This window comes from Flavobacterium arcticum, assembly GCF_003344925.1.
Lineage (GTDB): Bacteria > Bacteroidota > Bacteroidia > Flavobacteriales > Flavobacteriaceae > Flavobacterium > Flavobacterium arcticum.
Genome location: NZ_CP031188.1, coordinates 2,745,772 through 2,766,276 on the forward strand (window position 1 = coordinate 2,745,772; position 20,505 = coordinate 2,766,276).

General features: G+C 34.8%; 20 protein-coding genes. 5 read left to right on the forward strand and 15 right to left on the reverse strand.

The genetic code is table 11. The features are described 5' to 3' along the window. Nucleotides 1–4 precede the first annotated feature (4 nt). Nucleotides 5–1,024, forward strand: a complete 1,020-nt coding sequence (locus DVK85_RS12405; RefSeq protein ID WP_114678746.1) for a COX15/CtaA family protein — start codon at nucleotides 5–7, stop codon at nucleotides 1,022–1,024. A gap of 90 nt (nucleotides 1,025–1,114) precedes the next feature. Beyond that, nucleotides 1,115–1,297, forward strand: a complete 183-nt coding sequence (locus tag DVK85_RS12410) for a CsbD family protein (protein ID WP_114678747.1) — start codon at nucleotides 1,115–1,117, stop codon at nucleotides 1,295–1,297. An 85-nt stretch (nucleotides 1,298–1,382) separates the two neighbouring features. Here DVK85_RS12410 and DVK85_RS12415 read toward each other — a convergent pair whose 3' ends face one another. From DVK85_RS12415 to DVK85_RS12440, 6 genes are read right to left on the reverse strand one after another with little or no spacing between them, the layout of a single operon-like run. After that, complete coding sequence (locus tag DVK85_RS12415) at nucleotides 1,383–2,141, reverse strand: LytR/AlgR family response regulator transcription factor (RefSeq protein ID WP_114678748.1); 759 nt, start codon at nucleotides 2,139–2,141, stop codon at nucleotides 1,383–1,385. Between the two features lie 44 nt (nucleotides 2,142–2,185). Then, on the reverse strand, nucleotides 2,186–2,506 hold the full coding sequence (locus tag DVK85_RS12420) for a 2TM domain-containing protein (protein ID WP_114678749.1): 321 nt from the start codon (nucleotides 2,504–2,506) through the stop codon (nucleotides 2,186–2,188). A 13-nt stretch (nucleotides 2,507–2,519) separates the two neighbouring features. After that, nucleotides 2,520–3,143 carry a 2TM domain-containing protein gene (locus DVK85_RS13680; RefSeq protein WP_241209609.1) on the reverse strand — a complete coding sequence of 208 codons (624 nt, stop codon included), beginning with the start codon at nucleotides 3,141–3,143 and terminating at the stop codon, nucleotides 2,520–2,522. Next, nucleotides 3,134–3,442: a 2TM domain-containing protein gene (locus DVK85_RS12430; RefSeq protein WP_114678750.1), complete on the reverse strand. Its 309-nt coding sequence runs from the start codon at nucleotides 3,440–3,442 to the stop codon at nucleotides 3,134–3,136. The genes DVK85_RS13680 and DVK85_RS12430 overlap by 10 nt, the downstream gene beginning before the upstream one ends. Nucleotides 3,443–3,444: 2 nt before the next feature. After that, entirely contained in the window at nucleotides 3,445–4,785 is a 1,341-nt protein-coding gene (locus DVK85_RS12435; RefSeq protein WP_114678751.1) for a 2TM domain-containing protein, read from the reverse strand. Nucleotides 4,786–4,796: 11 nt separating this feature from the next. Next, nucleotides 4,797–5,420, reverse strand: coding sequence for a tetratricopeptide repeat protein (locus tag DVK85_RS12440; protein WP_114678752.1), 624 nt, complete (start codon nucleotides 5,418–5,420; stop codon nucleotides 4,797–4,799). A gap of 145 nt (nucleotides 5,421–5,565) precedes the next feature. On the opposite strand from DVK85_RS12440, the gene DVK85_RS12445 reads away from it, so the two are divergent. Beyond that, on the forward strand, nucleotides 5,566–6,093 hold the full coding sequence (locus tag DVK85_RS12445; protein ID WP_114678753.1) for an STM3941 family protein: 528 nt from the start codon (nucleotides 5,566–5,568) through the stop codon (nucleotides 6,091–6,093). A 3-nt stretch (nucleotides 6,094–6,096) separates the two neighbouring features. Here the strand turns inward: DVK85_RS12445 and DVK85_RS12450 are convergent, their stop codons facing one another. From DVK85_RS12450 to DVK85_RS12480, 7 genes are all read right to left on the reverse strand, one after another. Next, nucleotides 6,097–8,250 carry a TonB-dependent receptor gene (locus DVK85_RS12450; RefSeq protein WP_114678754.1) on the reverse strand — a complete coding sequence of 718 codons (2,154 nt, stop codon included), beginning with the start codon at nucleotides 8,248–8,250 and terminating at the stop codon, nucleotides 6,097–6,099. A gap of 139 nt (nucleotides 8,251–8,389) precedes the next feature. Beyond that, nucleotides 8,390–8,944, reverse strand: a complete 555-nt coding sequence (locus DVK85_RS12455; RefSeq protein WP_114678755.1) for a DUF3226 domain-containing protein — start codon at nucleotides 8,942–8,944, stop codon at nucleotides 8,390–8,392. Then, nucleotides 8,944–10,020, reverse strand: a complete 1,077-nt coding sequence (locus DVK85_RS12460) for an AAA family ATPase (protein ID WP_114678756.1) — start codon at nucleotides 10,018–10,020, stop codon at nucleotides 8,944–8,946. The genes DVK85_RS12455 and DVK85_RS12460 overlap by 1 nt, the downstream gene beginning before the upstream one ends. Before the next feature lie 108 nt (nucleotides 10,021–10,128). Continuing rightward, nucleotides 10,129–13,569, reverse strand: a complete 3,441-nt coding sequence (locus DVK85_RS12465; RefSeq protein WP_114678757.1) for a methylmalonyl-CoA mutase family protein — start codon at nucleotides 13,567–13,569, stop codon at nucleotides 10,129–10,131. A gap of 99 nt (nucleotides 13,570–13,668) precedes the next feature. Beyond that, nucleotides 13,669–13,857: a hypothetical protein gene (locus tag DVK85_RS12470; protein ID WP_114678758.1), complete on the reverse strand. Its 189-nt coding sequence runs from the start codon at nucleotides 13,855–13,857 to the stop codon at nucleotides 13,669–13,671. Nucleotides 13,858–13,914: 57 nt separating this feature from the next. After that, nucleotides 13,915–14,568 (reverse strand): VOC family protein, encoded by a 654-nt coding sequence (locus tag DVK85_RS12475; protein WP_114678759.1) that lies wholly within the window; start codon nucleotides 14,566–14,568, stop codon nucleotides 13,915–13,917. A gap of 117 nt (nucleotides 14,569–14,685) precedes the next feature. Beyond that, nucleotides 14,686–16,164, reverse strand: a complete 1,479-nt coding sequence (locus DVK85_RS12480; RefSeq protein WP_114678760.1) for a catalase — start codon at nucleotides 16,162–16,164, stop codon at nucleotides 14,686–14,688. Between the two features lie 145 nt (nucleotides 16,165–16,309). Between DVK85_RS12480 and DVK85_RS12485 the strand changes: the two genes are divergently transcribed. Together DVK85_RS12485 and DVK85_RS12490 are read left to right on the forward strand one after the other, a co-directional pair. Then, on the forward strand, nucleotides 16,310–17,041 hold the full coding sequence (locus DVK85_RS12485; RefSeq protein WP_114678761.1) for a DUF4197 domain-containing protein: 732 nt from the start codon (nucleotides 16,310–16,312) through the stop codon (nucleotides 17,039–17,041). 16 nt (nucleotides 17,042–17,057) lie between these two features. Further along, nucleotides 17,058–17,768, forward strand: coding sequence for a DUF4197 domain-containing protein (locus DVK85_RS12490; RefSeq protein ID WP_114678762.1), 711 nt, complete (start codon nucleotides 17,058–17,060; stop codon nucleotides 17,766–17,768). A 182-nt stretch (nucleotides 17,769–17,950) separates the two neighbouring features. On the opposite strand, the gene DVK85_RS12495 is transcribed toward DVK85_RS12490, so the two are convergent. Together DVK85_RS12495 and DVK85_RS12500 are read right to left on the reverse strand one after the other, a co-directional pair. Beyond that, entirely contained in the window at nucleotides 17,951–19,330 is a 1,380-nt protein-coding gene (locus tag DVK85_RS12495; protein WP_114678763.1) for a di-heme oxidoreductase family protein, read from the reverse strand. Between the two features lie 75 nt (nucleotides 19,331–19,405). Further along, nucleotides 19,406–20,485: an imelysin family protein gene (locus DVK85_RS12500; protein WP_114678764.1), complete on the reverse strand. Its 1,080-nt coding sequence runs from the start codon at nucleotides 20,483–20,485 to the stop codon at nucleotides 19,406–19,408. Nucleotides 20,486–20,505 lie beyond the last annotated feature (20 nt).

The following is a 20,505-nucleotide window of genomic DNA, read 5'->3' on the forward strand; positions in this document are numbered from 1 at the left end:
CGTTATGAAACAAAATAAAGCTGTTATTACCTGGCTATTGTTAGGTTGTGTTTTAGTATTTATAATGGTAGTAGTAGGCGGTATAACAAGGCTTACTAACTCGGGACTATCTATGACCGACTGGCACTTGGTTACCGATACTTTCCCTCCTATGAGTGAGGAGAAGTGGGAGCACGCCTTTGAAGAATATAAAAAGTTCCCTGAGTATCAAAAAATCAATATTCATAACGATTTCACATTAGATGATTACAAATTCATTTATTTCTGGGAGTGGTTCCACAGATTTATAGGACGTATTATAGGGATAGTATTTATCATTCCTTTTGTATATTTCCTTATCCGTAAAAAGCTTGATAAAGCTACTATTAATAAATGCCTTATACTACTTGGCATGGGAGCTTTGCAAGGTTTCTTTGGGTGGTTTATGGTTAAAAGCGGACTTATAGATAATCCTGATGTAAGCCATTTTAGGTTATCATTACACCTTACTTTTGCCTTCATAACCTTTGCATATACGCTTTGGGTAGCTCTTGATATTATATATCCTGAGCGCAAAGCAGCGATAACTCCACTCAAAAAAATTGCTCGTGTTGCCTTAATTATACTATTACTACAAATAATTTACGGTGGCTTTGTTGCTGGGCTTAATGCTGGGCTTATACATAACCACTGGCCTATGATGAGCGAAGGACAGTTTATGCACGATAGTATTTTTATAGAAAAACCTACGCTTGCTACTGCATTAACAGAAGGAAAAAGTGGTGTGCAGTTTGTACACCGAACAATGGCTTATTTTGTAGTAGGACTAATACTGTTCCTGTATTTTAAAAGCAAAAAAATTGCGTTAAACACACAACAAAAAAATGGACTAAACGCTCTCGTAATAATCGTATTTATACAGTTTATATTAGGAATATTTACACTACTATTAAGAGTTCCGCTATGGTTAGGACTAGCGCATCAAGTAGTTGCTTTTTTCCTACTTACAGCTATGACTTATACGCTACATAGACTTAGCAAATAAACTTTGGGATAACCTTAATAGTGTATTAGGAATAATTTTAGAACTCGGTTTGTAACTTCGTGTTATTATTAACAATCAAAATAATACACCATGCCAAATCAAGAAGAAATTAAAGGAAACTGGAACGAGTACAAAGGGAAACTAAAACAAGAGTACGGACAGCTTACTGATGATGATTTAACGTACCAAGAAGGTAAAGAAGATGAAATGTGGGGACGCTTAGAGCAAAAACTAGGTAAGGCTAAAAAAGAAATAATGTCTATTTTTGATTAGAAGAATGGTTGATTTGCCCCCAAAAAACCATTCTAAAAAAACGCTATTTTAATTAAAATAGCGTTTTTTTATTTTCATATATAACCTAGCTGCCCAGCCATTGCCTAAAATCGCTTACGCGCTCACGGCTTACAATAACCTCATCTTCATTATAAGTAAGTAGTATCACTTTTAGTCGCGAATTGGTATATACCACTATATCCTTAATAGCATCGATGCTTACAACATATTTACGGCTTACACGGTAAAATTTAGCAGGGTCTAGTTCACTTTCCAGTTGTTCTAAAGTACACTCTAATAAGTAATCCCTATTTTCAGTTGTATGGATATAAGTACCTTTATTCTCACTGAAAAAACATTCGGCATCATCCACATTTACAACTTTTAACCGCTGTCCCATTTTTATCGTAAATCGCTTTTTATAGCTCTTCTCTATTGGGTTGACTAGCATACGTTTTATTTGCTCAAAATCGAGCGATAAGTTTTGCGGTTGCGGACGGTGTTCACGGTATTTATTAATGGCTATTTCAAGATCATCCTCATCTATAGGTTTTAATAAATAATCTATACTATTAAGTTTAAAAGCGCGTAGTGCATACTCGTCATAAGCAGTAGTAAAAATAATAGCGCTATCTATTTGTACAACTTCAAATATTTCGAATGAAAGCCCGTCAGAAAGCTGTATATCTAAAAATATAAGTTCAGGATGTGCATTGTTACTAAACCATTCTATCGCTTCTTCAACGGAGTGCAACATAGTACCTGCTTCTACACCTATTTTTTGCAATTTACGTTGCAATAGTCTTGCCGCAGGTTTCTCATCTTCAATTATAATAACGTTCATGTTGGTTGATTGTTTTTTAATCTAAATGTATAATAATTAAACTCTTATTCCCATTTTTTCGATTCTCTGTCTTCGTGGCTCATCATCTCTTTTATTTTACGTTCTTCCCAATTGTTACCTAAAAATATTTGTGACCCGAAAACACCGAAAGCGTGAAACATAAGACCGAAGCCCCAAAAGAAAGCTGTGTTAAACGTACGAAAAGTAAAAAAATCTTCTCCTGGTTTTAAATCTACCCAGTTTAAAGTTAATAAAAAAGTATTTACTAATACATAAGCAGTAAGGTGTATAAAAAAGCCTTTGATAGCTTTTACCCTCTTTTTTGCACGGTCATACCGCATTTGTTCTTCTAATGATCTTTCCATACTATTTGTATTTTTATAGCTTTTTATTTTCTTCTTCCATTAACTCTATAAGTTTGCGCTCTTCCCAATTTTTCCCCATAAATAATGAAGTTCCAAATACTTTAAAAATATGGATAACAAGTCCTATACTCCACCCTAATGCAGTGCCACATGCAATATAAATAAACAAATCTTGTTCTGTTTGAACCCCAACCCAAAGTAGTACCAGTAAAACTATAATAACTACTACATAAGCAGTAAGATGTCTGTAAAAATTCCTTAAAGCACGTACTCTCTTTTTTGTACGATCATAATGTATTTGATTATTTAATGGTACTGTTACAGTATTTACAGCTTCCTCCTTTACATCTTTATTTCCAATTAACTCTTTTAGTTTTCGTTCTTCCCAGTTTCTATTCATAAATGGCATATAACCAAATACTAGCATACCGTATAGTAACATTGCTATTCCCCACAATAGTACAGAGTACCAAACCCAATTAAAATCACCACTATAAATGAGATTAATATATATTAGTATCGAGTTTGTAATAATGTATATCAGCAAGTTAAAATAAAATCCTTTTATAGCTTTTACTTTTTTTTCTGCTTGTTTATACGTTTCGTGTTTATTTTGTTCACTTTTCATTACTTCCATTTGTTTTTATTTGTATCCTGCTCCATAAACTCTTTTATTTTGCGTTCTTCCCAGTTTCTGCTCATAAAAGGTAAATAACCAAAAGCACCAAGCCCATGTATTAGTACTCCGCTACCCCAAGCAATTGTAGAGTACCAAAACCAATGATATTCAGGAGTAAATCTCAGGTTTATAAATATCAATACTGGTATTACTATACAATAGCAGGTAAGGTTAATATAAAAACCTTTTATGTCTTTTACTTTATTTTTAGCTCGTTCATAAGCTGCTGCTTCATTATGTCTTTCTTCCGTTACCATTTTTATTTATTTTTCTCCTGTTCGATAAACTCCCTTATTTTGCGTTCTTCCCAATTATTCCCCAAAAATGGCAAGTAGTTAAAAACGCTCATTCCGTGTATTAGAACCCCTATACCCCACCCCATAGTAGGGTAAAAGAACCATAAATGCTGTGGTGATGTAATAAGGTTAAGTATCATTAAACCCAAATTAACTACTATAAAAGAAGTAAGGTGACCATAAAAGCCTTTTATATCCTCTACTCTTTTTTGTGCTTTATAATAACTGGTTTCTTTTTCGTTATATATTGGTGCTTCCATAATTGTCACCTGTTTTGTTAGTATTGGTAACCTTACCGTAAAATACTCTTGTGTTTGTTCTACAATTACCTTTTTGTTTGTTATAATATCATAACGACTCACAATGTTTTGAAGTCCCACTCCTTTTCGACTACTAAGTACCTCTTTCTTTCTAAAATCATTTTGTACTATCAAGTAGCCTTTTTCTTCAAAAATTTTGATGTGTAATGGCTTTTTCTGGCTTACTACATTATGTTTTATGGTGTTTTCTAACAACAATTGTAATGATAGCGGTACTACTTTAGCTTCAGGGTTTGTTGTAGCATCGAGCATTTCAAAAGATATACTATTTTCGAAACGCATCTTAAGCAGGTTCATATATGTCTTAGCAAAACTCAATTCTTCCTGTACGCTTACCAGTTCTTTATCGCGCTGCTCCAGTACATATCGATATACTTTAGAGAGCGAAGTAGTAAACCGCTGTGCATTATCTGGGTTTTCTTCTATAAGCGAGCTTAATACATTTAGACTATTAAACAAAAAGTGCGGGTCTATCTGATTTTTTAGCGTTTCAAATTTTGCCGAAGCCGTACCTGCAATAATTTTTTGTTGTTTTACCCTGTTTTCTTGATATCTTTTATAAAAATAAAAAATGTGTCCCAGCATACTCATTATCAAAGTAATGGTCATAGCTACATAATAATTAGAAAGCTGCTCTTCTGCCCAAAACTGTTGTAATGATTTACCTTCTATCGCCACATCTTCAAATATCCTTATTAGGAATATTACAAAAAGTGAGACTATAACCGAAGCAACAAAGCCTACTAATACACGCAATACCATCACCTTACGGTTATTAAAAACTCTTGCTACACCAGCAAATACAAGGTTATTGGCTCCGTAAAGTGAAAATGTATAAAGCATTGTAAAAAGAAAACTCATTAGTAGGCTGGAGTTCCAATTAACATTTTCTCCTGAAACAATGGCAATAATAACCAGTATCACAAAAATGATAACACTAAGTCCCAGTGCTTTAAGAAAACTTTTAAATAATGCTTTAATCATTGTTGTCTATATTATTTTTTACACTGCTCTAATTGCTGGGTTGCTCTGTCTAATCCCCATTTCGGGTGAAAAGGTGTCTCAGGCTTAAAGGTAGCAAAAAGTTCTACAGCACGTTCTATCTCAGCACACATCGGGGCAGTGTCGTTACCAAAATATCGGGCTGAACCTATCTCAAAATCGGCCTTAGAGAATACTACTCTTGGGTTATCAGGTGCTATTGCCAAAGCTTTAGCATAAATTGCATTTACTTTTCCTGAAAGTTTCATACCATTAGTCATAGGGTCATAAACTATCCATGCAGTGTGTATCAATGCCTGCATTACTAATAGCTCGGCATTATTAGGAGCTATCATCATGGCTTTATCTTGTGCTTCTTGTGCTTTAGCCAGCAAAGCAGGAACTTTGTCTTTATTCGCAGGATTAAAAGCTGCTGTAGTATTAACTAATGCTACATAATAAGGTGGTAACCAGTTATCCTTTTCTGCTCCTCCTATTCTTTCAAATAAAGCCGATGCTTCTGTATTTTTATTTTCTTGCCAAAGGTCAAAAGCTGTTTGCATTCCTGTTTCATACTGCGATTGTGCGCATACTGCACTACATACTAAAAAAACGAACATTGTAATTAATCGTATCATATTTTTAAGTTTTAAATTGGTTGTTATAATTTAACAGTACAAAGATGCAACGGTTTACTAAGGTAGAAAAAACTGTTTATCTGAACTGTTACTTTTTAATGATGAGTTGTAATTTGGTGTATATTTGTTTGAAAAACACTACCCCATGAGCGAAATAGAAATTCCAAGAAGCCGACAAAAAATAATATTATTGACATTAGGCTCTTTACTGTTTATAGCTGCGGGATATTGGATTTCAATTGAAATTGCTGATGAACAAACTAGACTCCCTACTCTGTATGTAAAAATAATTGGAATAATTTCTATTGGTTTTGGAAGTATTGGATTTATATATAGCTTAAAATCATTGTTTAATCGTAAACATTCACTAATAATTAACAATAAAGGAGTTATAGATAATTCTAGCGGTGTAAGCGTTGGACTAATTAAATGGAGCGATATAACAGATATTGAGATTACACAGGTTAAATCAACAAAATTCATCTTACTATTTGTCGAAAACCCTGAACACTATATTAACAACTCGAAATCATTTAAAAAGTTTCTACTAAAATCAAATCACAAAATGTATGGAACTCCTTTAAGTATCTCATCTACTTCATTACAATGCACTTTTGATGATTTAGAAAAAGAAATACGCTCAGGTTTAGAAAGATACCATTCTTTAAATTAAATACTACAAATTATCCAACTGATTGGTTTTCTTATCATCGCTGATAGTCCAAAAGAAACCTACGAAAAAGAAACGGTCAGCAGGTTGGGTAACAGCTTGTCTATCAAACTGACCATTTATATTAGGTGTATTAGCATAACTATAACCAAACACATTATTACTCCCCGTAACATTAGATACTGAGAAATACAATATTTTCTGCTGACTCAAGAGCCAAGCCCAGCTTACACTAAGGCTATTATAGCTTTTAGTCGTGCCGTTCATAAAAGCTACTTCGTTAGGGTTATCATACGGTCTTCCTGAGTTGAAACTATGGGTTACTCCTACCTGTGACCTTAGTGAGCTTATAAAATACTTTGTTACTATAGATAGGTTGTGTTTTGCAATATAAGATGGCGTTACTGAGTTTTCATAATTTCTGTAATCGCGTTCACTATCTATGTAGGAGTACGAAACCCAGTATTCCAGATTTTTAACCGTTTTATCATCTCGCCAAAATAAGTCAAGCCCCTGTGCATACCCACTCCCGTTATTATTAAACTGTGTGCCATACTGTGGCATATTAGTATCATATTTTACTAAATCGGCATAGTCTTTATAATACGCCTCCGCTCTAAAGGTGCGCCCGTTATGGTTATACATATAGTTAGCAATGTAGTGTGATGTTTTTTCGTACTCAAAGTTTCTATAATACTTCAAGTACCCCTGTCGTGGTGTTTGATAAAAATCGCCATAGGCAACGGAGAACTGCCCTTTCTTCCCTACTTTATAAGCTAACGCTGCTCTTGGCTCGAAAGAAGTTTCACCCAATACACTTGAGTTAGAGGTACGTAAACCCGCTTTTAAAGCTAAGTTTTTTGAGAAAAATATATCGGTTTCGGCATATAGCGCTGCTATAGAGTTATTGTAACCACTATTGAAAGAGAAACCTGTAGGCTCGTTATAATCTTCATTAAAATCAGTGATGAAGTAATCTCCTCCAAAAGTCAACTTAAAACGGTTTGTAATTGTTTTTTTCAACCGCAACTTAATGTGCGAGCTATGCTCTCCGTTGGTAACATTATTTTCATTAATACCTATATCGTTATGACTATAACCATAACTGAATCCGGTATGTATTGACCACATATTACCTAACAACCCTTTGTAAGAACTATTAGCATACAAGTTATCGTTAGTAATGCCCGTACGTATAGGCTCAGTATAATTAACATCTTTTTGATTGATACTGAAATCGGCATGGTCGAAAGCAACATAGGTTTTTAATAAACCATTAGAAAACTTATATCGGTACACCGTTTCGCCCGATAATGACTGGTAGGGTTTATTCCAACTTACATTTTGAGGTATCATCCACTGATAAGGCTCTAGGTTGACGTAAGCCATATTAAAACTAAGAGAACTCTTCTCCCATTTCTGAGTATTGCCAAGCCCAAGCCCTACCGTCATCAGCGATATATCGGTTTGCTCTTGTTCAGGTTCATCAATCGTATTAAGTAATAATACGCTGGATAGTGCCTCGCCATACTCTGCTGAGTATCCTCCTGTAGAAAATGTCATTCCCTTAAAAAGGAAAGGCGAAAAACGACCACGTGTAGGTAAATTATTAGCCGATGCACCATACGGCTGCGCCACCCTAATGCCATCTACAAACGTTTGTGTTTCGTCCGATTCTCCACCTCGTACAAATAGCCTACCGCTTTCGCCTACGGTTTGCGTACCGGGCAACGTTTGCAATGCTGCTATAATATCGCCTGCACTACCTGCGGTGGTAACAATATCGAGCGGTTTTAGCGCCGTTGTTTTTGTATTGTCTCCTGCCTGAAACGTTCCTGCCGAAATAACCACGGCATCAAGCGTGTTTACATCCTCGCGCATGGTAAAGGTTTGCGGTTTATACTCCCCTACCACTATACGTTGTCTCAACTCTTCATAACTAACAAAAGAGATAATCAGCGTTCTGATTCCTGTTTCAGTAGTCTCAAAAGAAAAAGTACCGTCCTCCGCAGTAACAGCACCGTCATACGTACCATCGATATACACATTAGCTGCTGTAAGCGGATTGCCTTTAGCATCGGTTACTTTACCGCTTATGGTTACCTGTGCAAAAATTGTATTACAAACACAAAGAAAAATAATTGTAAAGATTGATTTCATTATAACTGTTGTTTTTTGATGGTACAAAGTTGCACCACAATATACAACCGTCATAAAAAACAATACTGAACTGTAATATGATACTGATGAGTTGTTTAAACAAATAAAAAAGCCTTTCCAGTTGGAAAGGCTTTTTTTGTTAAATATATTTCGCAATAAATTCCTTTAAAGACTCTCCATATTCGGCATCTAAATCCCAACAATCTAAAGTATAATCTCGTTTTTCCTCTTTAGCTTCTAACTTTTGAAAAGACAAGTAAGAATAAACCTGAGTTTTCAAATCTGGTACATTATAACCCTTACCACTAGCATTTAAGCATTTATTAAAAGGCTTAAAACATTCAAAGATACTTTGATGTTCAGGTACAGTTAATCTGATAAGCAATTCCTCTAAAGCACCAATGTCAGTATTATTAGGGAATAAGAAAATTTCAAATTCAACTCCACATTCATTTTTTTGCTTTTGAACATTGTCTAACGCAGCCTGAAAATCATTATCTGCATCAAATATCAAAAGGTTAATACCTCCTTGATCTGTATTCATTATAAATTTATTCTTTACGAGATGAATACTGTCTTTACCTTTTACGTCCACATAATCAATTTCTTCAATATTAAAATGATGTTTTACAAAATCACGTAAGAATTTTTCATCGGCTTTCCCTTCTCCAAAAAATCGTATTGACTTGCTCATTATCTTAATTCATTTTCTTGTTCGATAGCAAACTCAAATTCTTCGAAATTGTAACGGTAAGCTTTTATACTTTCATCAGGTAATCGTTTCAAAGTAAAGCTTTTAGTGTCATTCTGGTGTTCTGAATAGTCCTTTTCTTCTAACACTTCTTTAATCGACTTTAAAAACTCATTATTATGCGTTGAAATAAATAATTGAACCTTATTATTTTTTGCAACTCTAAAAATGGTTCTTATAAAATCTTTATATTTGGTATAGTGTATACCTGTATCTATTTCATCAATACATATATATTTACCTTTACATATAACTATCTCAAGTACTATTCTAAATAACCTTATAGTACCATCGCCAAACATTGGAAGTGATAACATTTCATCTTTATCTAACAACCAAATACCAATTAAAGGTTCCTTATTAATAGAGTTTATCGTAATTTCAATGTCTTGAATATTTGGAATAATAAATCTAATATTAGACATTAATTCTTCTCTTTTTTCTTTGCTATTCGCAAAATTATCAAGGTAAAATCCAATTAAATCATTGGAATAATAAGACGAAGAATAGACATAATTTACAAAATCAATTGTTTTTTCATAATTTTGAACTGTATCAAATTTTCGATATACTTCTTTTTTATTTCCTAAATTGACTTTTAATAATTCGTCAGTCATAGTCAAACCATTAAAATGTTTTAACAAGCTATTTCTTTCTTCAACAGGAATATCATTAGCCTTAATAGTTTTAAAACTTGCAATAAATTTTGAGGTATTATAATAATTCATAGAAATATTTATACTCTCTTTTTTTGTATATCTATTTATGAAAAAATGAAATGGATTCGAAAAAAATACACTTGAAGAATTTATAATATTTTTAAATTGTAATAGCGCTTGAAAATGTTGAATCGTTTGAGAAATATTTTCTTCAAATAGAAGAGATTCTAAAAAACTTGTCTTTCCAGCATTATTATTTCCCAATATTATATTATATAAACCAAATTCACCTGTTGAAAAGTGATTAAAGCATTTGAAGTTTTCAATAGTAATATTTTTGATATGTTTCGTCTTTTCCATACAACAAAACTAATCAAATTTTTATTATCATATTCTTACACTGACAAAAAAAAGCCTTCCCAATCGGGAAGGCTTTTATCTTATAATCAAATTTTCAAAAAATCGAAATTACATATTTCTCCTGTACTGCCCGCCTACTTCAAATAATGCAGCAGTAATTTGACCTAATGAGCTTACTTTGGTAGCTTCCATAAGCTTTTCAAAGATATTTTCATTTTTAATAGCCGTTTCTTGTATTACGGCAAGGGTTTCTTTTACCTTTTCGGCATGCGCACTATGTAGCGTATTTAGTGTCTCAATCTGAAATTGTTTTTCTTCCTCTGTTGCACGGATAACCTCTAATGGTACAACCGTAGGCGAACCTTTACTACTCAAGAAAGTATTTACCCCAATAATAGGGAACTCACCAGTATGTTTCAAGGTTTCATAATACAAGCTTTCTTCCTGTATTTTACTACGTTGGTACATGGTTTCCATAGCACCAAGTACTCCACCACGCTCTGTAATACGGTCAAACTCTGTTAATACGGCTGCTTCTACAAGGTCAGTAAGTTCTTCTATAATAAACGAACCTTGTATTGGGTTTTCGTTTTTAGCAAGTCCTAGCTCTTTGTTTATGATTAGCTGAATTGCCATTGCTCTACGCACACTCTCCTCTGTGGGTGTAGTAATCGCTTCATCATATGCGTTGGTATGTAGCGAGTTACAATTATCATAAATAGCATATAATGCCTGTAGCGTAGTACGAATGTCGTTAAAGTCAATTTCTTGTGCGTGTAGCGAACGTCCTGATGTTTGAATGTGATACTTCAACATCTGTGCACGCTCGTTAGCGCCGTATTTATTTTTAAGTGCTTTAGCCCATATTTTACGAGCCACACGACCTATTACTGCATATTCAGGGTCGATACCATTACTAAAGAAGAACGACAGGTTAGGACCAAAATCGTTAATGTTCATGCCACGGCTTAGGTAGTATTCCACGTATGTAAAGCCATTAGCAAGCGTAAACGCTAACTGTGTAATAGGATTAGCACCCGCCTCGGCAATGTGGTATCCTGATATAGAAACCGAGTAGAAGTTCCTTACATTATTAGTAATAAAATATTCCTGTACATCGCCCATTAATCGAAGTGCAAACTCCGTAGAGAAAATACAAGTGTTTTGTGCTTGGTCTTCTTTTAATATATCGGCTTGCACTGTACCACGCACTTGGCTTAGGGTACGTATTTTTATTTCATTATATACATCAGCAGGTAGTACCATATCTCCAGTAGCACCTAGTAACATTAACCCTAAACCATCGTTACCTTTTGGCAATTCGCCATTATAACGCGGACGTGCTACGCCTTTATCAGCATATATTTTTTTGATTTTTGCTTCAACTTCTGCTTCCAGTCCGTGTTCTTTAATGTAAAGCTCACATTGCTGGTCGATAGCTGCATTCATAAAGAAACCTAACAACATTGGTGCAGGACCATTAATAGTCATACTCACCGATGTCATAGCATCTGCTAGGTTGAAACCTGAATATAATTTTTTAGCATCATCCAAACAGCAGATAGAAACACCTGCATTACCAATTTTACCATAAATATCTGGACGGAAATCTGGGTCATTACCATAAAGTGTAACACTATCAAATGCTGTAGATAAACGTTTTGCAGGCATACCTAAGCTTACATAGTGAAAACGTCTGTTGGTACGCTCGGGACCTCCCTCTCCTGCAAACATACGTGTAGGGTCTTCGCCCTCTCGTTTAAACGGATATAATCCTGATGTAAATGGGAATTCTCCCGGTACATTTTCTTGTAAACACCAACGTAATATATCGCCCCAAGCCTGATACTTTGGTAAGGCAATTTTCGGTATTTGTGAGTGCGAAAGCGACTCGGTATGCGTTTGTATTTTTATTTCTTTATTTCTTACTTTAAAGGTATAAACAGGATTTTTATATTTGTTTACTTTTTCATCCCAAGTCAAAATAATTTCCCAATTGTAAGGGTCAAGATCCATTTTTACACGGTCGAACTCTTTTAGTAAAAGTGACGATAATTCCTGCTTACCGTCTTGCCCTTCGGCTTGGCTCATTGCGAAAGAAGATTCTTCTATACCAAACTTAGTAAGTTGTGGTATTTTACCTGTAACCGACTCTATGGTTTTATATATACCGTATAGTTTTTGTGCCACCTCTTGCTGAGATAAGGCTACCTCATCATACTTACGGTTATTCTCTGCTATTTCGCTTAGATAACGTGTACGGCTTGGCGGAATCACAAATATTTTCTCGCTCATTTCGCGGGTAATTTCAAAAGTTGACTTTAAGTCGGCTTCTGTTCTTTCCGCTACTTTATCCATTATCTTTTTGTACAGCGTATTCATCCCTGGGTCGTTAAACTGCGAAGCAATCGTACCAAATACAGGTAAAGTATCTGGGTCGTCATGCCACAGGTTATGATTACGTTGGTATTGTTTTTTAACATCACGAAGCGCATCTAGCGAACCACGTTTGTCAAACTTATTAATGGCAACAAGGTCAGCAAAATCAAGCATGTCAATTTTTTCCAACTGTGTAGCAGCACCAAATTCTGGTGTCATTACATATAACGACACATCAGAGTGCTCTAATATCTCGGTATCAGATTGACCAATACCTGATGTTTCAAGAATTATAATATCATATTTTGCAGCTTTAAGCACTTGTATAGCTTCGGCTACATATTTAGAAAGTGCTAAGTTACTTTGCCTTGTAGCAAGCGAACGCATATATACCCTCGGGTTATTTATGGCATTCATCCTGATGCGGTCGCCCAGTAAAGCACCACCTGTTTTACGCTTAGAAGGGTCTACAGATATAAGACCAATTGTTTTCTCTGGGAAATCAATAAGGAAACGACGTACCAACTCATCTACTAAAGATGATTTACCTGCACCACCTGTACCTGTTATACCTAGTACTGGTATTTTTGAAGTTTCGTTTTTCTTATGGATAGCATCAAGCGTTTCTTTAGCTATTTCAGGGAAATTCTCTGCTGCCGAGATAACTCTTGCAATAGCTGTAGGTACTTTATCTTCAAGATGATTTGCTTCATCGGTTAGCTTATCGCCAATAGGGTAATCGGCTTGTTGTACTAAATCGTTTATCATCCCTTGAAGTCCAAGCTCACGACCATCATCTGGCGAATAAATACGGGTAATACCATATTCGTGCAACTCTTTTATCTCTTCAGGCAAAATAACACCGCCACCACCACCAAATATTTTTATATGTCCTGCTCCTTTTTCTTTTAAAAGGTCGTGCATATACTTAAAATATTCGTTGTGCCCACCTTGGTAAGATGTCATGGCTATAGCATTAGCATCTTCTTGTATAGCAGTATTTACCACTTCTTCTACACTACGGTCGTGCCCAAGGTGTATAACCTCTACACCTGTCGATTGAATAATACGACGCATAATATTTATTGCAGCATCGTGACCATCAAATAATGAGGCTGCTGTAACTATTCTTACTTTATTTTTGGGAGTATAAGGTTGTGCTTGTTCCATTGTTGAAATATATTCAATTTTAAGCACGCAATTTACGGAATTATTAAAAAATTCAAAGCAAATTAGAGGTATAAAAATGTATATGGTAAAAAAGCTAACTTATTGTACTGCTTTTGCTTTTCGTTCTTTAATTATCTTTCTAAGCTCTGGAGCTATATAAGATAAAACTACAGTGAATACCCCTACAAAAAGAGCATCGTTTAGGTTATTATAAACAAAGTAGTATAACACACCTGTAAATACTGACGACAATAAAACAAAAACTAAAATAATTTTAATAATTCGCATGATGTGAAACGTATTTGATATACATATCAAATATAATAAATTAAAAGTTGATTTTATTTACATAACAAACTGATGCACAACTCCGCTATTCATAAACAATACACGAGTATGATAAGAATGGGCTTTTATTGTTACAGGGTACCATTCGCGCTCATTTTCAACTAAAATAAAAAGTCCCTCATCATTGCCCAAAACAGTAAATTGTTCTGCACGAGGCTGTCTATGAAAAATAGGTACTCCAAACTTTGCGGTAATACTATCGGCAAACTCAGGAACTTTTTGAGTAACCAAACCTATTTCGCTTATCGAAATATAAGATTCATTACTAAAAGCTGTACTAGATAATACATTATTATCATAGCGAGTAATGAACTCTAGTATATTACCATTATTATCATAAAAATAGAAAGATCGCGCATGCCAATTCCTAAAATCGGCAATATTGCTTCCGCCTGGCACGGGTATAATATCGACTTTCTTTTTCATAAAGTCATGCCCTTCATCAAATCGATTATTAGGAATATCTATAGCAAAATGATATACGGGTTTTACATTTTCAGATTTTTTAAAAATCAGCTTGGTATAGCCTATTTGGTAAAAAAGTACTGATTTACCTTCTTTCATATATGGTTCCAGCCCTAGAACCTCTCTATAAAAAGATTCTGTTCCAGTAATAGTATCCGTAAGCAATTCCAGTTCTAATATTTTCATTTGAAGATGGTTTCAATACTAAGCAAGGTAGTCAATTCTTAAATGTAATGATATTTTTATTATGTAAATAAGCCTCTGCATTACAGAGGCTTATTTGTTATTTGTGAAATGTTTTTATTATCTCATCATATCCATATCTACATTAATACCTAATCCTTTGGCTATTGCCATACCTAGGTTAACATCAGCTCTAAACCAGTGGCAGAGTTGCCTATTGATTATTTCTTCTTTTTTAACACCGTTTATCCCACTCATAGCTCCAACAATATTGTGTATAGTATTGGCTTTAGCCTCATCTGTCATCAATCGGAAAAGGTTTCCTGGTTGTGTATAGTGGTCATTCTCATTTTCTGCATTGCGATCATACCAGTCGGCTATACTGCTCTCCAACTCCTGTGCAGGTTCTTTATAGCTTTCATCTATTTTTATATCATCAAAGCTATTCGGGAAGTAATTTGGTTTACTACCTCCGTTACCATCAATTCGCATAGCTCCATCTCTCTGGTAATTATTCACAGCAAAAGGACAGCGGTTTACAGGTATTTGCTCATAATTCGCTCCTAATCTATAACGATGTGCATCTGGGTAAGACAATAACCTACCTTGCAACATCTTATCTGGTGAGTACCCCACACCATCTACCACGTGTGCAGGAGCAAAAGCAGCCTGCTCTACATCCTGAAAATAATTATCGGGGTTACGATTTAGCTCTAGTACCCCAACATCTATAAGCGGATAATCTTTATGTGGCCATACTTTAGTCAAGTCAAACGGGTTAAGATGATACGTTTTTGCTTCTGCTTCGGGCATTACCTGTATTTTTAAATTCCATTTAGGGTAATTGCCTTGCTCTATATTTTCAAAAAGATCACGTTGCGAAAAATCAGGATCTTTACCTTTCATTGCTGTAGCCTCTTCATCGGTAAAATTTTTAATTCCTTGTGCTGTTTTAAAATGGAATTTTACATAAAAGCGCTCATCATTTTTATTCATGAACGAAAAAGTATGGCTACCATAACCATTCATGTGTCTATGCCCATAGGGTGTACCTCTATCGCTCATTAAAATTAATACCTGATGTAAACTTTCGGGGTTAAGCGACCAGTAGTCCCACATCATAGTAGGCGATTTCATATTGGTTTGCGGGTCGCGTTTTTGGGTATGTATAAAGTCGCCAAACTTTTTAGGATCTTTTATAAAAAATACTGGAGTATTATTTCCTACCAAATCCCAATTGCCATCTTCGGTATAAAATTTCAGTGCAAAACCACGAGGGTCACGCTCCGTATCAGCAGAACCTTTTTCGCCCCCTACAGTAGAAAAACGAAGCAATGTATTTGTCTGTTTTCCAACTTCCGAAAATAATTTAGCTTTGGTATATTTAGTAATATCATGTGTAACTGTAAAAGTACCAAATGCCGCAGAGCCTTTAGCATGTACTACCCTTTCAGGAATACGCTCTCTATTAAAATGAGCCATTTTTTCGTGTAGTATATAATCTTCTAGTAATATAGGTCCGCGAGGTCCTACAGTTTTCGAATCTTCATTCTCTGTATAAGGTCTTCCTGAGGCGGTTGTAAGTTTATTATGTTTCATAGTTATATGGTTTATAGATTTTAATTACACAAATATAATTTTCAATAGTATTTATTTATACAAAAAAGCATTGTTTATACTTATACAATGATAATAACACTCTATTGGAACAGTTTTTGTTTAAATTTATGAAAAATAAAAGACAATGAGAAAAATAGTATTCACTTTATTATTAGTAACTACCTTATATACAAATGCTAATGCTCAATTTAAAGACCTACTTAACAAAGCAAAAGATAAGGTGAGTAGTGTAACAGGAGATAACTCACTTAGTAATACAGACATTGCATCTGGACTTAAAGAAGCACTTAATAAAGGGGTAACAGAGCAAGTTACCAAACTAACGGCTGAAGATGGTTTTTATAAAAATGAAGCTGTAAAAATACTGCTACCCGAAGAGCTGCAAAAAGTAGATAAAACTCTTAGAAAAATGGGTATGAACGATCTTGCCGATGAAGGTATAAAGGTACTGAACCGTGCTGCCGAAGAAGCTGTAAAAGAGGCTACACCAATATTTGTAGATGCTATAACTAATATGAGTTTTAACGATGCTAAAAATATATTAGTAGGTGAAGATAACTCGGCAACACTATACCTCGAAAAAACAACAACTCAACCACTATATACAAAATTTAGTCCTGTAGTAAATGAATCGTTAGAAAAAGTAGGTGCTAATACCGTTTGGGAAACTATTATAACAAAATATAACAGTTTACCTTTTGTTAGTGATGTAAACCCAGACCTTACTGACTATGTTACCAATAAAGCTCTAGAAGGTGTTTTTACCATGATAGCAGTAGAAGAAAAGGATATAAGGACAAATTTATCGTCTAGAACTTCCGATTTGTTAAAAAAAGTATTTGCTTTACAGGATTAAACAAAAGCATTTATTTATGAAGAAAATATTTGGAGCTATAATAGCCATATCATTTACCCTTTCGAGCTGTGCCGAATTACAACAAGTAGCCTCTCAACTACCACAAGCATCAGGAATTCTGAGTAATGCCGATATCGCATCGGGGCTTAAAGAAGCTCTTGATAAAGGTATTGACAAACAAGTAGCTAAACTTACTAAAACTGATGGTTTTTATAAAAACCAAATGGTAAAAATACTATTGCCAGATGAATTGCAACAGGTAGATAAAACTTTACGTAAAATAGGGTTAAGTAAACTTGCTGATGAGGGATTAAAAGTAATGAATCGTGCTGCCGAAGATGCTGTAAAAGAAGCTACACCAATATTTGTATCGGCTGTTAAAAATATGACTTTTAATGATGCTAAAAATATACTTATGGGTGCTGATAATTCAGCGACAAATTACCTACAAAGTACAACATCATCACAATTATATACTAAATTTAATCCTGTTATAAAATCGTCTTTTGACAAAGTAGGAGCTGATAAAATATGGAGTAATATAATAGCTAAATATAATGCAGTCCCTTTTGTAGAAAAAGTAAACCCAGACCTTACTGATTATGTTACCAACAAAGCATTAGAAGGTGTTTTTACTATGATAGCGGTAGAAGAAAAGGATATACGTACTAATATTAACGAGAGAACATCTACGTTACTTAAAAAAGTATTTGCTTTGCAAGATTAATGCGCTTAAAAACTCATTATCAATAACATATAAATAACACACACTTAACAAATATGCGGAAATTAATCGTTTATTTTGCACTCAAATAGATGAGTTTTCTCAAAAGTTAGTTAGAGTTAGTTAGAAAAATGCCGATATAGTATTATATCGGCATTTTTATTATCTGTAAATCAGTATAGTTACTATAGCGAACCAAGGAATGCTAGTAGCGCTTCTCTATCAGATTTTTTCAACTTTTTAAAGGCTTTTTGAGTATTTTCTGCCTCACCTCCATGCCATAATATGGCTTCGGTAAGATTGCGTGCCCTACCATCGTGTAAGAAATTTGTATGCCCATTTACAAGCTCAGTAAGCCCTATACCCCATAAAGGTCGGGTTTTCCATTCTCTACCATCAGCCATATAATCAGGTCTATTATCTGCAAGTCCTTCTCCCATATCATGCACAAGCATATCTGTATAAGGATAAAATGTTTGGAACGAAATAGCCGAAATAGGACTATATCCTGTTTTTTGACGCGGTGTATGGCATGATGCACAACCAATACGTTCAAAAATAGCAGCACCTTGTTTTACCTGTACATTATCTATGCCTCTTGGTGCAGGCACGGCAAGCGTTTGGCAATATAAAACTACTTGGTCTAATATATCTGAAGATAGTTCAGGGTCATCGCCAAAACCATCGCTACCATTAGATTGCCCTTCGCCTGTTTCTGTATTATGTACTACATTAGTTATACCCATATCTTCTACATAAGCAGTAGCACATTGAGTTCTTATAGTTCCTGTATTAGCTTTCCAGCCAAAACGTCCTAATACTGTTTGTTGCATAAACTTATCCCAAACATAGTTTGCTTTACCAGATATACCATCGCCATTAGCATCGGCTATATCTTGCATTGCTACTATATCAGCTTCAGGTATAGCCTCTAGTAATCCTAACCCAAAAACAGGTGAACCTATTCTTGCCGAAAGCATTGTACCAGCAGGTACAGGTATATAAGTATCAAATAGTGAAAATTCAGGTTTGCGTAATGCTACAACTGTACCATCATCAAAAGTTTCTATAACTTCGGTAAAAGCTACATTATAGCTTGCTTCGGGCATGTAACCAAATATCGCTTGATTTTGTATTTGTCCTCCAAATCCCGGTACAGGGTTAGGTCCGCCATGTTCATCCATACCTGCTATACTAGAGCGTAACAATAAACCACTCCTGTTATTAAGCATATCAGGAAAAGCTGCTCTACCATCGCGCGGATGACATGATATACAAGACGAACTATTAAATATTGGCCCTAGCCCTTGATTGATAGTAGAAGGAGCTGTTACAAAAACAGATTCAAAATCTACATCGCCTAAAAGGTGCATTTCAAGATCAGTACTAGTAAGGTTTGGTGCAGGTGTTCTATAAGCATTACTGGTTACACTAAAAAGTGTAGTTTCGCCACCAGCATAAAGCCTTTCAGATAAGTCTACTACCTCAGTATAACTAGATGTATCATCATTTTGACAGGATACAAAACCTAAAATTAAAATCGGGAAAAGAATTTTTTTAATCATGTATAGAAAATGAAAAGAAGAATACCCTTACAAGTAAGGATATTCTTCGGTTTTTATAAACGTATATTTTATAAACTACAGGCTATTAACATAGGGCTTAAGGTTACCCTGAAGTACGGCTAAAAGTTCACTTACTCTTTGCTGCGCTACAGATACCGATTCTCTATTATTATAAATAGCATCAGTAAAAGTACCAGGTATATTTTCTATCGCTGTTATTGCAGCCGTTATTTTTGCTTTAATATCAGCATCAAGTGTAGGGTTAGTAAGTGCAACAATATCTGTAAGACCTGCTCCATCTACACCATTAAAATCGCCCATATATATGTTTTGAATACTACGGATGTTGTTTGCAAAATCAAGTTTTGAGTTATTACTAAAACGAGACTCTTCAAACTGAGCATTTGGTGTACCACCTTCAGAGTTTAAAGGGTCTTCAATTTTACCATTAGCTACCTCATCAGATATTATAATAATTCCTTCTATAACTTCTTCAAGTGCTGCTTTTTGTGAAGGGTAAAGGTTACTACTTACACCTGCATTGATAAAGTTTGATCCAAAGTTACCACCATCTGCTTTCCATCCATCATATAATGTTTGGGTATTACTTTGCAAGTCGGCTGCAGCAGCTACAAGATACTCTAATTGTCTCTCTGTCATTTGCTCAACTGTTTTATCACCGTTTTCACCCCATAATAAAAACTCAATAAGGTGAAAACCTCTTGCTTCATTATTAGTTGCAATAACTTCTGGTGTTATAGGCTGACCACTATTAAGTATAGCGTTCATAGAGCTAACATCTACAGGCCATGTATCCATTGCTGGGTCTATACCTCCTGTATCTACAGGACCATAAAGAAACCCCTCTGACTCTTCCCATGGTGCACGTGTAGCACTCCATGCTGTTCTTGCAGCATTAAAATTTTCTTCAGTAGTCTCAGTAGAAAGTGTGCTTACAGCTGTTCTTAATGCTAGTGCTTTTTCATTAAGATCATTGTATGTTGCTGTAATTACATCTGTTGTTAAGTCTGTTAAAACCTCTGTATAAAGTACTCCATTAGTATTAGTATCTGCTGAATCATCGTTATTACTACAACCAATAAATGTTGTAGATGCCATTGCTAAAAGACTAAGGCTGAATATTCTTTTTTTCATAATATGAATTATATATAGTG

Bases quoted from the DNA above. Each gene is read 5' to 3' on its own strand.
- DVK85_RS12500 (WP_114678764.1), bottom strand. From the start codon at position 20,485: ATGAAAAAAAGAATATTCAGCCTTAGTCTTTTAGCAATGGCATCTACA.
- DVK85_RS12485 (WP_114678761.1), top strand. From the start codon at position 16,310: ATGAGAAAAATAGTATTCACTTTATTATTAGTAACTACCTTATATACA.
- DVK85_RS12450 (WP_114678754.1), bottom strand. From the start codon at position 8,250: ATGAAATCAATCTTTACAATTATTTTTCTTTGTGTTTGTAATACAATT.
- DVK85_RS12435 (WP_114678751.1), bottom strand. From the start codon at position 4,785: ATGATTAAAGCATTATTTAAAAGTTTTCTTAAAGCACTGGGACTTAGT.
- DVK85_RS12495 (WP_114678763.1), bottom strand. From the start codon at position 19,330: ATGATTAAAAAAATTCTTTTCCCGATTTTAATTTTAGGTTTTGTATCC.
- DVK85_RS12405 (WP_114678746.1), top strand. From the start codon at position 5: ATGAAACAAAATAAAGCTGTTATTACCTGGCTATTGTTAGGTTGTGTT.
- DVK85_RS12415 (WP_114678748.1), bottom strand. From the start codon at position 2,141: ATGAACGTTATTATAATTGAAGATGAGAAACCTGCGGCAAGACTATTG.
- DVK85_RS12430 (WP_114678750.1), bottom strand. From the start codon at position 3,442: ATGGTAACGGAAGAAAGACATAATGAAGCAGCAGCTTATGAACGAGCT.
- DVK85_RS12455 (WP_114678755.1), bottom strand. From the start codon at position 8,944: ATGAGCAAGTCAATACGATTTTTTGGAGAAGGGAAAGCCGATGAAAAA.
- DVK85_RS12445 (WP_114678753.1), top strand. From the start codon at position 5,566: ATGAGCGAAATAGAAATTCCAAGAAGCCGACAAAAAATAATATTATTG.
- DVK85_RS12490 (WP_114678762.1), top strand. From the start codon at position 17,058: ATGAAGAAAATATTTGGAGCTATAATAGCCATATCATTTACCCTTTCG.
- DVK85_RS12470 (WP_114678758.1), bottom strand. From the start codon at position 13,857: ATGCGAATTATTAAAATTATTTTAGTTTTTGTTTTATTGTCGTCAGTA.
- DVK85_RS12465 (WP_114678757.1), bottom strand. From the start codon at position 13,569: ATGGAACAAGCACAACCTTATACTCCCAAAAATAAAGTAAGAATAGTT.
- DVK85_RS12440 (WP_114678752.1), bottom strand. From the start codon at position 5,420: ATGATACGATTAATTACAATGTTCGTTTTTTTAGTATGTAGTGCAGTA.
- DVK85_RS12475 (WP_114678759.1), bottom strand. From the start codon at position 14,568: ATGAAAATATTAGAACTGGAATTGCTTACGGATACTATTACTGGAACA.
- DVK85_RS12410 (WP_114678747.1), top strand. From the start codon at position 1,115: ATGCCAAATCAAGAAGAAATTAAAGGAAACTGGAACGAGTACAAAGGG.
- DVK85_RS12480 (WP_114678760.1), bottom strand. From the start codon at position 16,164: ATGAAACATAATAAACTTACAACCGCCTCAGGAAGACCTTATACAGAG.
- DVK85_RS12420 (WP_114678749.1), bottom strand. From the start codon at position 2,506: ATGGAAAGATCATTAGAAGAACAAATGCGGTATGACCGTGCAAAAAAG.
- DVK85_RS12460 (WP_114678756.1), bottom strand. From the start codon at position 10,020: ATGGAAAAGACGAAACATATCAAAAATATTACTATTGAAAACTTCAAA.
- DVK85_RS13680 (WP_241209609.1), bottom strand. From the start codon at position 3,143: ATGGAAGTAATGAAAAGTGAACAAAATAAACACGAAACGTATAAACAA.